At 70.4% G+C, this 12,237-nt stretch carries 14 protein-coding genes; 9 read left to right on the forward strand and 5 right to left on the reverse strand.

The window, feature by feature from the left end:
- Positions 1 to 178 precede the first annotated feature (178 nt).
- Positions 179 to 388, forward strand: coding sequence for a hypothetical protein (locus B6R96_RS05490; RefSeq protein ID WP_053169788.1), 210 nt, complete (start codon positions 179 to 181; stop codon positions 386 to 388).
- 39 nt (positions 389 to 427) lie between these two features.
- Complete coding sequence (locus B6R96_RS05495) at positions 428 to 994, forward strand: DUF4383 domain-containing protein (RefSeq protein ID WP_081521793.1); 567 nt, start codon at positions 428 to 430, stop codon at positions 992 to 994.
- Between the two features lie 126 nt (positions 995 to 1,120).
- Here the strand turns inward: B6R96_RS05495 and B6R96_RS05500 are convergent, their stop codons facing one another.
- Positions 1,121 to 3,154, reverse strand: coding sequence for a glycosyltransferase family 4 protein (locus B6R96_RS05500; RefSeq protein WP_107475469.1), 2,034 nt, complete (start codon positions 3,152 to 3,154; stop codon positions 1,121 to 1,123).
- A gap of 461 nt (positions 3,155 to 3,615) precedes the next feature.
- Here B6R96_RS05500 and B6R96_RS05505 point away from each other — a divergent pair, with 461 nt between their 5' ends.
- The 6 genes from B6R96_RS05505 (at position 3,616) to B6R96_RS05530 (ending at position 7,801) form a co-directional block, all read left to right on the forward strand.
- Positions 3,616 to 4,701 carry a glycosyltransferase gene (locus B6R96_RS05505; RefSeq protein ID WP_237291331.1) on the forward strand — a complete coding sequence of 362 codons (1,086 nt, stop codon included), beginning with the start codon at positions 3,616 to 3,618 and terminating at the stop codon, positions 4,699 to 4,701.
- Positions 4,702 to 4,737: 36 nt separating this feature from the next.
- The gene (locus tag B6R96_RS05510) at positions 4,738 to 4,917 is read left to right on the forward strand and encodes a DUF6480 family protein (RefSeq protein WP_081521796.1); all 180 of its coding nucleotides are present in this window, start codon (positions 4,738 to 4,740) and stop codon (positions 4,915 to 4,917) included.
- Between the two features lie 13 nt (positions 4,918 to 4,930).
- A complete protein-coding gene (locus B6R96_RS05515; RefSeq protein ID WP_081521797.1) occupies positions 4,931 to 5,626 on the forward strand; it encodes an SDR family NAD(P)-dependent oxidoreductase in 696 nt (231 codons plus the stop codon).
- Between the two features lie 15 nt (positions 5,627 to 5,641).
- Positions 5,642 to 6,136: a DUF427 domain-containing protein gene (locus B6R96_RS05520; RefSeq protein ID WP_237291332.1), complete on the forward strand. Its 495-nt coding sequence runs from the start codon at positions 5,642 to 5,644 to the stop codon at positions 6,134 to 6,136.
- A gap of 172 nt (positions 6,137 to 6,308) precedes the next feature.
- On the forward strand, positions 6,309 to 6,830 hold the full coding sequence (locus B6R96_RS05525; RefSeq protein ID WP_237291333.1) for a TspO/MBR family protein: 522 nt from the start codon (positions 6,309 to 6,311) through the stop codon (positions 6,828 to 6,830).
- 38 nt (positions 6,831 to 6,868) lie between these two features.
- The gene (locus B6R96_RS05530) at positions 6,869 to 7,801 is read left to right on the forward strand and encodes a MerR family transcriptional regulator (protein ID WP_053169841.1); all 933 of its coding nucleotides are present in this window, start codon (positions 6,869 to 6,871) and stop codon (positions 7,799 to 7,801) included.
- A 218-nt stretch (positions 7,802 to 8,019) separates the two neighbouring features.
- On the opposite strand, the gene B6R96_RS05535 is transcribed toward B6R96_RS05530, so the two are convergent.
- Positions 8,020 to 8,985 (reverse strand): sensor histidine kinase, encoded by a 966-nt coding sequence (locus B6R96_RS05535; RefSeq protein ID WP_053169768.1) that lies wholly within the window; start codon positions 8,983 to 8,985, stop codon positions 8,020 to 8,022.
- On the reverse strand, positions 8,982 to 9,755 hold the full coding sequence (locus B6R96_RS05540; RefSeq protein ID WP_384738966.1) for an MEDS domain-containing protein: 774 nt from the start codon (positions 9,753 to 9,755) through the stop codon (positions 8,982 to 8,984). The genes B6R96_RS05535 and B6R96_RS05540 overlap by 4 nt, the downstream gene beginning before the upstream one ends.
- Before the next feature lie 383 nt (positions 9,756 to 10,138).
- Here B6R96_RS05540 and B6R96_RS05545 point away from each other — a divergent pair, with 383 nt between their 5' ends.
- On the forward strand, positions 10,139 to 11,458 hold the full coding sequence (locus B6R96_RS05545) for a PP2C family protein-serine/threonine phosphatase (protein WP_081521801.1): 1,320 nt from the start codon (positions 10,139 to 10,141) through the stop codon (positions 11,456 to 11,458).
- Here B6R96_RS05545 and B6R96_RS05550 read toward each other — a convergent pair.
- Together B6R96_RS05550 and B6R96_RS05555 are read right to left on the reverse strand one after the other, a co-directional pair.
- Positions 11,448 to 11,762 (reverse strand): SCO5918 family protein, encoded by a 315-nt coding sequence (locus tag B6R96_RS05550; RefSeq protein WP_053169764.1) that lies wholly within the window; start codon positions 11,760 to 11,762, stop codon positions 11,448 to 11,450. The genes B6R96_RS05545 and B6R96_RS05550 overlap by 11 nt on opposite strands.
- 50 nt (positions 11,763 to 11,812) lie before the next feature.
- On the reverse strand, positions 11,813 to 12,229 hold the full coding sequence (locus B6R96_RS05555) for a CBS domain-containing protein (protein ID WP_053169839.1): 417 nt from the start codon (positions 12,227 to 12,229) through the stop codon (positions 11,813 to 11,815).
- Positions 12,230 to 12,237: the final 8 nt, after the last annotated feature.

The following is a 12,237-nucleotide window of genomic DNA, read 5'->3' on the forward strand; positions in this document are numbered from 1 at the left end:
CTCCGGTCCGGCACACTCGCGCGTACGACCGAAGGATGCCCGTAACCACATCAACCAGTAAATCGATGCATAAATAGTGCGAATCGCCCTCCGTGTGGATCCGGCAATAGGTTCGTCTCGTCACAGACCTCTTCGGAGGCTCGAGCTTCTCCCGGAATGACCAGAAGGAGACTTCGTCATGATCGTCAAGAAGCTGCATGCCGCAGGCGTAAAGAGCGAACACGCCTACCTGGCGGCCACCCTGTCCATCGGCCTGTCGCTCGCATCGTGGCTCGCTTCCAACAGCCGCGAGGACGTCGAGCGGGCGGACCGGTGGGGCATCTTCGTCGGGGAGTGGGCGCCCACGTTCTTCGGCCTCGGCCTGGCCCTCGCGAACTACGAGCAGTGACTCATCCGCCTACCGGCACGATCCCCCGGAGGAACCGACATGAAGCTGAGTGACGAGCTACCCGTCGATCACCACCTCGCCACCGTATACCGGTACGGCGCCCTGCTCTGCGGCCTGATCCTGCTCGCCTTCGGAATCCTGGGCTTCGCCGATGCCCTGCGCCCCTTCGACACGCGGGGCGAGACCATCGCGGGGATGACGACGAACACGACCCTCAGTGTCATCTCCGTCGTCGTCGGACTCGCACTTGCCGCGGGCGCCTTCATCGGCGGCAACTTCGCCTCCACCCTCAACATCACCGTGGGAGCCCTGTTCCTGCTCAGCGGCTTCGCGCACATCTTCGTCCTCGACAAGGACGCCAACGTCCTCGGCTTCGGCATGACCAACGTGATGTTCAGCTTCGTCATGGGGCTGATCATCATGACCTTCGGGATGTACGGCCGCGTCTCGAGCAAGCTCTCCCACGACAACCCCTACTGGCAACGCCGCCACCTCGGCCACGCATCGGGCCGGTCCGCGCATGCTCGCACCGCTCTCACCAGCGGGGCCATCGACTCCATCGCGCGCCGCACCTTCGGATCCAACGAGCTCCCTCAGCGCAGGTGAAGCCTCGCGATAATCGTTCGGGAAGCGCCCCATGATCCGGAGCGCTTCCCGCTCGGTTCTTCACACGTACGGGCTGTCCACGCCCACGGGGGATTGCTCTCCGACCCGGCCGTCCCGGGTGCCGGCTCACGTGCGCTGTGCCGCCGTTCCGGTTCGCGGCAGCCTTGTGTAGACAGAGGCGAACGCCGAAGCTGCGGCGTCAATGGAATAGCGCGCCCGGACCGTGGCACGGGCGCGGCGGACCATGGCGTCAACGACCACCGGGTCCAGTTCCAGCAGCCGCTCCAGCCCTTCGGCCAGGGCTTTGGACGACGAGGTGTCCAGGAGGATTCCGTTGACCGCGTCCTGCACGTAGTGGGGAATGCCGCCCCGGCCGGTACCCGCGACCGGCAGGCCCGCGTCCATGGCCTCCAGCACGGCAATGCCGAACTCCTCCTTCGCGCTGGGGCAGACGTAATGAGCCCGACCGCTGGTTCCCGGGCCGGCGGCCAACGCGCGCTCCAGGCACCGGACCTGCTGGTTGGGCATCGCCGGCACCAGTGCCAATCGTGCAGCCGCATCCGGGTGCTCGTCGATCAAACCCGCGATGGCCGACCGTACGTGCCGTTCTGCCGGATCTCTCACCTCCGTCCGGGCGGACCCGCCCACCACAACGAGCGTCGAGCGGAGGTGGAGACCGGATTCGATCCACGCGCGGACCAGGACGTGCTGCTGCTTGAGCGGGTGGAGACGCCCCACGGTGAGCAGCAGGGGCAGGCCGCGCGCGGCTGGGTCGAGCGCCGAGGGGAGTTCGGCGGCGAACAGACCCTCCAGGAGGCTCTGCCGTCGCAATGCTTCGTCGGCGGCGGGCCGGTACGCGGTGATCCCCTCCTGAGGCGTGCTGGGTCCTTTCCCACCCCTGACTGCGGCGAGCTGCGGGAAGTAGCGGATCAGCTCGCCCGTGCCGCCCCGGCCGGGGATGCCGATGACTTCATCGGCACGGTCGACGAGTCTGTCAGCCGCAAAGACGCGGTGGAGGTCTTGACGCAGTTCCTCCGTTTCGGTCTCGTTGGCTGCCATGAGTCCGGCGTGCCGTGCGCTGACGCGGCGGTGTGGATCGGGCGTCGCGGTGAAGATCAGGCGTGCGCCCAGTTGCCGGGCGGCTTCGGCTACCGCGAGGGACCCTTCGTCCGCGTACCTGACATGGACGAGGTCGGGCCGTCGGCCCAACCCCGCGAGGACCCTGTTCGTCCACCAGGTCAGAGCGGTTCCGGCGGGGATCCCGGTAGTGGCGTTGTCGTGAGGGGCGGTCGGCAGGGTGAGCGTCCAGTGTCCGGCTCCCCGGCCGCGCAGGAGGTCGGGCTCCTCACCCAGGTCCCGCGCGTCCTTCGTCACCAGAGTGATCACCGCATCGATGCCCCGCGTGCGCGCGAGTGCGTCGCCCAATCCGGCGAGAAGGACTCCGAGGCCTCCGCTGCTCCCCTCCCCCGGGCTGTCCATTTCGCCGAGCAGCATCGACTGGACCACCAGCTGGCCGCCCTCGTTCGGCAAGGCAGGAGATTCGAACAATCGGCCGCCGCCGGCGGCCGCGAGCAGCAGGCGTTCATAAGCGTCGTCGGCCGTGTCGGGCCGGGGAAGGATCTGGCGCAGGTCCGTGTGGCCCGCAAGGTGACGCCACAGGGCGAGTCTGGCCGGCCTGAGGTTGAGGGGCCGCCTGCGGGCCAGGTCGGCCCATTGGGCCGGTTCCAGCACGTGCAGGCGCCCCGCGGTGGCGAGGTCGATCAGGTGGGCCATGGTCCCGGCATCCGTGCAGCGCAGGATCTCCTCACGCAGTCCGCGGCGGACACGCTCGGTGTCCTGGAGGGAAAGCGACAGGGGCCAAGCCTCCGTGACCGTACTCCGCAGCCGGTGGTCCCCGCGCAGCGCCGCAGCCAAGAGGTCTTCGGGTGCAAGCCCCCTTCGGAGCCTCAGGTCGCGGCGCAGCGAAGCAATGCTCTGGTCGATGGGATCGGCAAGAAGGCGGGCCGGATGCTCGTGGTGCCCCGGGAGGTACTCGGCGTGCAGGAAGGACGCCAGGATGCCCGGGGTGAAGGGAATCCGCGGTGCTGCCTCGGGAGCCCAAAAGCTCTGGCGGGCTGCTACGAAGGGGTCGGTTCCGTCCCGCGGGGTGTGTGCGTCCATGGGGCGCTGCTCTCGCTCGTGCGGATGGTCACCTCCCGTTCCCTCAGGCCCACGGCTTCGGATGCGGACACATGCCCGTCCGACCGCTGCCTCCGCATGGGGGGCCGATGCAGAAGCAGACCCGACAGCCGTCTGCCGGAAGTAGGTCCCTCATGCCGCGAGTCACCGTGATCGCTCCGCCGTTCCACTCGCACGCTGCTCCCTTGTCCGTGTTGGCCGGCGAGCTTCGTGCGGCGGGTGCCGAGGTCACGTTCGCCTGCGCGGAAGGTTTCGCACCCCTGGCCGAGACCGCAGGGGTGGAATTCACACCGTTGAGGGTCGGCCGCAACGCGAACACGGGCATCGCGCGGCGCACGGTCCAGGCCGCAGGTGAGACCGGACGCCTGGAGGAGTTCTTGGAGGCGACTCGGGCCGGCGCCGTTCCAGCCCTGTTGGTCCAGGCTCGGCACCGCAGGGCAGACATGCTGGCCGAACCTGAACGGGTCCTGGCGCAGCTACGGGCGATGCATGCGCGGCACCCGGCGGACTGGTATGTCGTCGACCAGCTGAGCTACGCCGTGACACTGGCCCTGCACTGCCTGGACCTGCCGTACGTGACCTTCTGTCCAGGGCATCCCAGCTATCTGCCGGCCGCACCGGGCGCCCTGTTCGGAGTTCCCTACGCATGGCCCCAGGCGGTGCGGCCGACCGCCGCGGACCTGCAGACGTTGCACGGTGAGGCACAGGCGAACGACGTCTCCTTCACCGCGCTGTTCGCACGGTTCATCGCCCGCCACGCGCCACACCGACCCGTACCGAGCCGGGCGTTCACTCTGTGCTCTCCGCATGCCGTCGTGCTGAACTATCCCCGGTTGAACTGGCTGCCCCCACGCCCCGAAGGCCCGGTCTACGTATTCACCGGGCACCTCACCCCCACCGGCACTCTCGACCCGGGCCCCTTCTGGAACTCCGAAGTGAGCCGCCTGCGCCAGGCCGGCCGGTGTCTGGTGCTGGTCGCACTGGGGACGTGCCTCTCGGCCCGGCGGGACGTGCTGGAGTCGGTGACACGGGGCATTCTCGCCGGGCGCCCCGACACTTCGGTGATCGTCGCCGCCGGGGACCAGGCCGAGGCACTGGCGGGTCTGGCAGGCCCCCGGGTCGCGGTGGCCGCGACCGTACCGCAGCAGGCACTGCTCCGGCAGGTGGACGCCATGGTCCACCACGGAGGCAACAACTCCTTCACCGAATGCCTGGCGGCCGGCGTGCCCGCCCTCGTGCTGCCCTTCTCCAGCGATCAGTTCTCCGTCGCCCACGACGCCGAAAGGTCCGGAGCGGGCCTGTGCCTCGACCCGCACCGGCTGGACCCCGAGAGGGCAGGCCAGGCGGTCTCCGCACTTCTGGACGCCCCCGGGCGCGGCCTCGAAGAACTGCGCCGGCACGTACGCCTGCACGGCCCCCGACGAGCCGCTCAGCGACTGACCGCCCTGATGGCCCGACCCGCGGGGAGGGGTTCAAACGGTGCACGAACGGTGCGAGGTGCGGCCGGGTGGCCGGCGCCGGACGGTTGAGGAGAAGGTACGACCTCGTCTGGCGGAGGAGGCACCATGAGCGCCCGTCCTGTAATGCCGGAGGAAACCCCCTCGGTGGAGGGTTCCACGGCCGAAGCGCACCAGGAACGACCTGACGGCGGCATCTGGGAGCACCCGTGGTTCTTCCTGGGGCTGATCGTGGTCGGCGCCGTCCTCGTGGCGGGCTTCTTCGTGGCACGGGTCGCCGGCCTGTAGGGGGAGGATCGACATGGACGACGGTGTGACCGCATCCGGTCCGGGTCTGAGCGGGGCACGGGTACTCGTCGCGGGAGCCAGCGGTGTCCTCGGCGGGCTCGCGGCCCATGAGCTGCAGGCCCGCGGCTCCATGGTCGCCCTCGCCGGAAGGCATCCGGACCGGCTGGCCGACGTGGCCGGCGGACTCGGCGGGGCTCCGGTCCGGGGGCTCGATGCGTATGACCTGGACGACTGTGCAGCCCTCGCCGCGTGGGCGGTGCGGGAGCTCGGGGGTCTGGACGGTGTCCTGGTGACGGTGGGGGTGGCTGGATTCGGGCGGGTGGAGGAGGTGCCCGATGCGGTCGTCGAGCATCTGTTCGCTGTCAATGTGCTGTGTCCGGCCGCAGTGCTGCGCGGCGCGGTCGCCCGCGTGGTGGACGGCGGGTTCCTGGCCGCCGTGACGGGAGCCATCGTGGACCGGCCGATGCTGGGTACGGCCGATTACGCGGCGGCCAAAACGGCCCTGAGCTGCTGGCTCGGTGTCGTGGCCCGCGAGGGGCCGGCCCGGCGGCTGCGCGTGTTCGACTTCCGGCTCCCGCACCTGGAGACGGGCTTCTCGGACCGGCCCGTGGCCGGGCGGCCTCCCGCCCTGCCTCGGGGCGGCGACCCGGCCGCGGCCGTACGGGCCCTGGTCGACCAGCTCGAGGGCGCGGCTCCCGCCGCGCGGTGACCACGGGAGGTGGCCGTGAACGCGACCGGGACATCGGGGCGACCCGCCGAGTCCGTGTGGGACTACCCCCGACCGCCGCGCTTCGAGGCGGACAGCCGTCGCGTGGTCGTCGTCTTCGCCGGGGTCCGCATAGCCGACACCCGCCGCTCGGTCCGGATGCTGGAAACGAGCCACCCCCCGGTCTTCTACGTTCCGCCCCAGGACACGCGCCAAGAGCTGTTCCGGGAATCCGGTACCCGAACGTGGTGCGAGTGGAAAGGCGCCGCCACGTACTGGGACCTGCGCATCGAAGGCAGGACCGGGGTCCCGGACGTGGCGTGGAGCTACGAGGACCCCTCCCCCGGATTCGCCGCCATCGCCGGGTTCCTTGCCTTCTACCCGTCCCGGGTGGATCACTGCCGAGTCGGGGACGAGGAGGTGGTCGCGCAGCCGGGTGACTTCTACGGGGGCTGGATCACCTCCGAGATCAACGGGCCTTTCAAGGGCCCGCCGGGTACGCGGGGGTGGTGAGGCCCCACCGCGCCGCTGGGCGGATGCGCCCGGCCCGCGCATCCGGCAGCAGCGCGGCGGGAGAAGAGGCAGGCAGCAACGAAGCTGCGTCCGGGCGGAAGAGATGCCGGGCCGCGGCAGACCCCAGGTCGCGCTGCGCGACAGAAGTCATCGAGTACACCGGGAGACAGCCGTGGCACATTCCGCGACACCAGCACCGATGCCGTCCCCGGCCCGCCCGCACGGATCGAGGCAGTGGTGGGCCCTCGCGGGCTTGCTCGCCGTGAGTTACGGCGTCGCGGCACTGGGAGCACTTGCCTCCGCCGATGCGGGTGAGGTCTACTCGGCGCTGGTCCGGCCCGGCTGGGCCCCGCCCGCCTGGCTGTTCGGGCCCGTCTGGACCGTGCTGCACGGGATGATGGCGGTCGCGGCCTGGCTGGTCGGGCGCCAACCGGATCGTCTGCGCGTGCGGCGGGCCCACATGTGGTGGTCGGTGCAGCTCGCCCTCAATCTGGCCTGGACCCCGCTGTTCTTCGGGGCCCGCCAGTTCGGGCTCGCCCTTCTGGACATCGTCCTGCTGCTGGCCGCGCTCGCCACCACGGTCGTTCTGTTCCGGCGGCTGAGCCGCACCGCTGCGCTCCTGCTCGTCCCGTACCTGTTGTGGGTGGCCTTCGCAACGGTCCTCAACGCGTCCATCTGGCAGCTGAACCCGTGAAGGTCGAGGAGCAGCCCCTGACACCGCCTGTGGTCGGCATGAGTACGGGAGCCGTGGCGCAGCGTCTCGGAGTGGCGGCGGGAACGCTGCGCTCGTGGGAGCGGCGTTATGCGATCGGGCCCGCTGTCCGCGTCGCGGGCAAGCATCGGCGCTGGCTCCCGGAAGACATCGCACGTCTGGAGGAGATGTGCCATCTGACCGGGCAGGGGGTACCCCCCGCGGAGGCCGCGCGAGCTGCCCGGGTGAAGGCCGCAGGAGCGTTCGGGTTCGAGGACGATGCACCCGCGACCGGGGGGCGGGCTCCTGGAGGATCCGCGGCGCTGCCCCTGGGGCCGGTCCGTGCCGAGTGCCGCGGTCTCGCACGGGCGGCGGTGAGACTGGACGGGGATGCGGTGGAGGCCCTCCTGGACCGGGCGATCGAGGACCACGGCTGCGTGGTGGCGTGGGAGGAGATCATCGCCCCGACGCTCCACGCGGCCGGACGTAAGTGGGCGTCTGCCGGCAAACGTTACATCGAGGTCGAGCACCTGCTGTCCTGGCTGGTCTCCTCGACGCTGCGGCGCCGGTACGAGCCTCGGCCGCCCACCCGCGAGGGGGTCCGGCCGATCGTACTGGCCTGCGCGCCGGATGAACTCCACAGCCTTCCGCTGGAAGCGCTGTGGGCGGCCCTCACTGAGCGCGGACTGCCGGTGAAGATGTTCGGTCCGGCCTTTCCGGTGGAAGCCTTGATCGAGGCAGTACGACGGGTGGGCCCTTCGCTGGTGGTGGTGTGGGCCCAGGCCCGTCCCGCCGCTGGGGCGGCACTGGTGAGCGCGGTCGAGGGAGTGAGGTGGGGGGTCAGGGGGGCGAGGTCCCACTCCACACTGCTGGTGGCCGGGCCCGGCTGGAACTCCGTCCCTCAAGCCGGCACCAGGCGTCTGACGGGCCTGCGTTCGGGCCTCACCCTGATCGAACAGCGTCTCGCAAACTGACTCGTCGCAACCGGATCCCGACGAAGACATGGGCGTCTGCGCCGAGGTGTGCCCGTACCGGACGGACTTTCCGGCAGGTCCCGCGGCCCGGCACAGGCCTCCGCCCCGGCGTCACGCCGCTGACCTGCGGAAACGCCCAGATGTCAGAGCGGGTTCCCGCATGCCTGATGCCCCCGCCCGCCCCGTGTACGCCGGGGCAGGATGGCAGATGGCAGCTTCTACCGCTGAGGGGCGTCCATGTGCAGGCGGATAACGGTTCCCCGGTCAGGGGTGGAGCGGATTTCGACGAGGTCGCAGAGCTGGTGTGCGAGCCACAGGCCGCGGCCGCCGATCTGGCTCGCTTCGGGGCGGCTGCGACCCGTCATCGCGTCGGGGATGTAGCCGGCGTCGCGGAATTCGCAGAGGAACGTCGCATCCTGGGCCCAGGTGCGCAGGGTGCCGCGCCCGCCGCCGTGGCGGATGCTGTTCGTGGCGATCTCGGTCACGGAGACGGCGAGCTTCGGCAGCCGGTCCTCGGGGACTCCGGCGTCGGCGGCGCACTGGGAGACCTTCGAGCGGATCGCACCCAGGTCGCCGTGCGTGTAGCTCAGCTCCTGGAACGGGTCGCACGGGTCGGCCAGGGCGTCGAAGGCGTACTCCCCGCCGATGAGGTAGTCCTCGTTGGGCGCGTACTGGCCGTCTCGGCGGATCTGCGGGTGGCAGCGGGACAATGACCGCAGGGCGTTCTGGTCCTCGTCGGCGGCGTCGTAGGGGCACAGCATCGACCAGGTGGAGCTGTGCGCGAAGGCCCGGTTCATCAGCCATTCGTGGTAGCGGAGCTCAGAGAGGTGCGCGGCGCTGCGCGCTTGGCGCCAGGCGGTTTCGCCGATGCCCCGTACGGGCCTGCCGCCTTCGCCGCGCTGGTTCATCCATGCCGACCAGGCGGCGATGTGCCGGCCGGGGTTCGGGCCGGCCGTCGTGGCGTTGACGAAGGTGACGGCGGGTTCGTCGGCGAGTTCGCCGCGCAGGAGCGAGGTCTTGTCCTCGGGGACCGCGACGACCACTGCCTCGTCGGCTTCCAGTGCCTCGTGGATGTAGTCCAGGGTCCCGGTCAGGAACTGGTCCTCCCCGCGGTAGGGGTACAGCTCGTGGCGGAACGGGCCTCCGTCGGGACGGGCCGGCGTCGAGGGCATGGTCTCGGTCATGCCGCCATCACCACCGGCACGTCTGCGATGGCGTAGCCCGCGAGGTCCCAGCACAGCCGCACGATCTCGTTGGCGCCTTCGACGACGATCCGACGCTCCGGCAGGTGACGGGCCGCGTCGACGAGAGCGTGCATGCCGGCGGCATCGATCATCTCCACGGCGTCGAACCTCAGCTTCACCATGGGCGTGCGCCGCATCGCCGCGCGGACCGCTGCGTTGAAAGCCGCCGCGCACTCCGAGTCGACCACTCCATCCACACCCCAGCTGTCGGTACCTGTGCTGAACATCCGGAAAGCCGGACGCGCAGCCCGTGTGCCCGTCTCCTGCGGATGTACACACGCCGCCTGCTCCAGCGTGGACGCCTCCCACTGCGCGGCCCTGAACGCGCACACCACGATCGCCCCGCTCTCCGAGGCGAACTCCTCGAGCTTCAGCTCCCGAGCCAGCAGCTCCTCCGCGCCGCCCGGCTCCGCCAAGGGGGTCTGCCCGGTAAGGACACGTACGGATCGGAAGCCCTCTCGCACCGCCGCGCTGGCCTCCCGGCGCACCGCGGCCAGCATCACGTCGGGATCGGCCAGGTCCGGAAGATCAAGGACCACCGAGGTCGTGGGGAGGCGGTCGCGCTGAACAGCAACGGTGCCGAGCGACCCGACGATCACGAGCTTGTCCCCGTACAGAGCTCCATCGGCCACATAGGAACGCGCTTCGGCGAACGCGTCAGCCGGGTCCACCCGCCAGCAGACGTGGTCACCGAGCTCGACTTCGTCCAACGTCGCCAAAGCCCGCACCGATCTCACCCCGCCCCCTTCCGAACGCCAACGTGACTTGCGGACACAGCACAATACTGGGCCCCACAGGTGCCCACGCAGCCGAATCTGTCACTTGCGTGCCTCACCCAGGCACCTGCCCATCCTCGCATCCGCGAACCGCTGACCGGCGGGAAGAACCGCGCGAGCCGGCCAGGCGGCAGGACCCTGCCGGCCCCATGGTGCAATGGGGCCTGTCCGGTGCCCCAAGGCGCGGGGCGTCCGCGTGTCCGGGGCGCATATCCCCGGGCGGCATCGAGCAGCAAGGGGTCGCTGTGAGCGCAGGAGAGCCGGCCGGCGGGCCGGCCCCTCGTCCTGATGCAGGCGCAAGCCGCCGGCGCAGGGCGATGACCTTGGCGGGAGTGCTGGAGGCGGCGGAGGCCGCAGCGCCCGTGGAGTCGCTCGACGTGGTCGCGCGCATGCTCAGGGACCACCTCGGGGCGGTCTCGGTGTCGTTTCTGATCACTGACTTCTCGGGCAGCTCGGTCGTACGACTGGGGGCCGCGGACAGCGTCGACACCGATGAGCCGGCCCGGCGGATCCCGCTGCGCGGCACCCTGTACGAGGACGTGATCCGCAGCCAACAGCCGCAGGTCGAGCAGGTCGAGCACCGGGGCGACAGCCGGCACGTGCGCGTGGTCGTCCCCGTGACCAACCGCGGGGACGCCATCGGCCTCCTCGAACTGTTCCTGCCCTCGGTCCCGGACGCGCACGTGATGCGGGAGATCGGCGAGACCGCACACGCGCTCGCGTACATTGTCATCGCCAACCGGTCCCACACCGACGTCTACCAGTGGGGCCGGCGCACCAAGCCGCTGAACCTCGCAGCCGAGATCCAGCACCGCCTGCTCCCCGCGTCACTGGCGTGCGAGGCGGCGCAGTTCGCGGTCGCCGGTGCCCTGGAACCCGCGGAACACGTCGGGGGCGACACCTTCGACTATGTCATCGACCGGGACACCGTCCAGTTGTCGGTGACCGATGCCATGGGCCACGACGTCGACGCCGCACTGCTCGCCACCCTGGTGGTGGGCGCACTGCGACGCGCCAGACGAGAGGGCGCCGACCTTGCCGAGCAGGCCCGCCAAGCCGACCGGGCCATGCGCAGCCACGGACGCAGCGGCTTCGTCAGCGGGCAGCTGCTGCGCATCAGCCTGCTCGACGGCCGGACGGAGTTCGTCAACGCCGGACACCCCTGGCCGCTACGGATGCGAGACGGAAGAGTCCAGGAGATCGTTCCGAAAGTCGACCGGCCGTTCGGCCTCAATGTCCATGCCTCCGTGGCCAACACCTACCGGATCCAGACACTGGACCTGCGGCCCGGCGACCGGCTGGTCATGCTGACCGACGGCATGCTGGAACGCGACGCCGAGAAGCTCGACCTGCAGGACCTGATCATCCGCACCCGCGCACTGCATCCCCGCGAAGCCGCCCGCACCCTCATCAAAGCGATCGTCGACATCGGCCACGGCCACCTCGACGACGACGCCACTGTCATGTGCCTGGACTGGCGCGGCGTCCACCACTCCGAACGGGACGCCGCCACCGGCGCCGACCTCACCGACGCCTCACCACCCGCGACAGCGGGACCAACCGCCCTCAGCGAGCCGCCCACTCACCTGCACTTCCGTGTGGGTGGCGGGATCGCCGGGCCACCCGTCAGGCGGTGACCGGGGTGCCGAGCATCGCGGAGGCCCGCTGGAGGGGGCTGAGCACGCGCGTGGGCACGGCGGGCCGGGAAAGGCCGCCGCGGCAGGTGAAGCCGAGCTGGGTCATGGCGCGGAGGACTTCGCCCGCGCTGAAGTCGCGGCGGTCCTGGCGGGTGATGACCTGGCCGACCTGCTTGAGGGGGTAGGTGCGGCGGCCGATGATCACCGACTCGCCGATCACCTGCTCGGGCTTGATGCCCTTCATCGATTCCAGGACACCGCTCTTGGTCAGGTCGAACGGGAAACGGGCGATGACACAGCGCATGGATGCCTCACAGGGTGAAGGGGAAACGGGCCGACCACGGTGCCGGTGGTTCAGCGGCTGAGGGCCAGGACGCCCATGGCGCTGCCTTGTTCGTCCACGACGGGCAGGGCGGTGAGCCTGCGGTAACGCATCGCGTGGTCGGCCTCGGCCGTCGTCGTCATCGGCGAGGCGAACGGCCCGCGGTCGCCGAGAACATCGCGCAGACGGGTCCGGTCCGTGTACGCCGCGCTGTCGCGGACGATGGTGAGCCGGGCACGGGTGACCATCCCGGTACACAGGCCGTCCTCGTCGCAGACGAGCAGATGGTCCGCGCGGGCGCCGGCCATGACGGCCAGGGCCACCTCAACGGTCATGTCGTCGCAAACCTGTGGACCGGCCGCTTCCATGACGTCGTCCACCGTCCGGTGGACGAGGTCGGCACGTGCATCGGCATGCGCCGGGCGGGGCTGCATCTGGACCAGCGTCAAAAGGTGCC

Source organism: Streptomyces sp. Sge12 (genome assembly GCF_002080455.1).
In the GTDB taxonomy this organism is placed as follows: domain Bacteria; phylum Actinomycetota; class Actinomycetes; order Streptomycetales; family Streptomycetaceae; genus Streptomyces.

What these genes read in the sequence shown, in the direction of transcription:
- B6R96_RS05490 (WP_053169788.1), top strand. Translation starts at nt 179, where the DNA reads ATGATCGTCAAGAAGCTGCATGCCGCAGGCGTAAAGAGCGAACACGCC.
- B6R96_RS05495 (WP_081521793.1), top strand. Translation starts at nt 428, where the DNA reads ATGAAGCTGAGTGACGAGCTACCCGTCGATCACCACCTCGCCACCGTA.
- B6R96_RS05500 (WP_107475469.1), bottom strand. Translation starts at nt 3,154, where the DNA reads ATGGACGCACACACCCCGCGGGACGGAACCGACCCCTTCGTAGCAGCC.
- B6R96_RS05505 (WP_237291331.1), top strand. Translation starts at nt 3,616, where the DNA reads ATGCTGGCCGAACCTGAACGGGTCCTGGCGCAGCTACGGGCGATGCAT.
- B6R96_RS05510 (WP_081521796.1), top strand. Translation starts at nt 4,738, where the DNA reads ATGAGCGCCCGTCCTGTAATGCCGGAGGAAACCCCCTCGGTGGAGGGT.
- B6R96_RS05515 (WP_081521797.1), top strand. Translation starts at nt 4,931, where the DNA reads ATGGACGACGGTGTGACCGCATCCGGTCCGGGTCTGAGCGGGGCACGG.
- B6R96_RS05530 (WP_053169841.1), top strand. Translation starts at nt 6,869, where the DNA reads ATGAGTACGGGAGCCGTGGCGCAGCGTCTCGGAGTGGCGGCGGGAACG.
- B6R96_RS05535 (WP_053169768.1), bottom strand. Translation starts at nt 8,985, where the DNA reads ATGACCGAGACCATGCCCTCGACGCCGGCCCGTCCCGACGGAGGCCCG.
- B6R96_RS05545 (WP_081521801.1), top strand. Translation starts at nt 10,139, where the DNA reads ATGACCTTGGCGGGAGTGCTGGAGGCGGCGGAGGCCGCAGCGCCCGTG.
- B6R96_RS05550 (WP_053169764.1), bottom strand. Translation starts at nt 11,762, where the DNA reads ATGCGCTGTGTCATCGCCCGTTTCCCGTTCGACCTGACCAAGAGCGGT.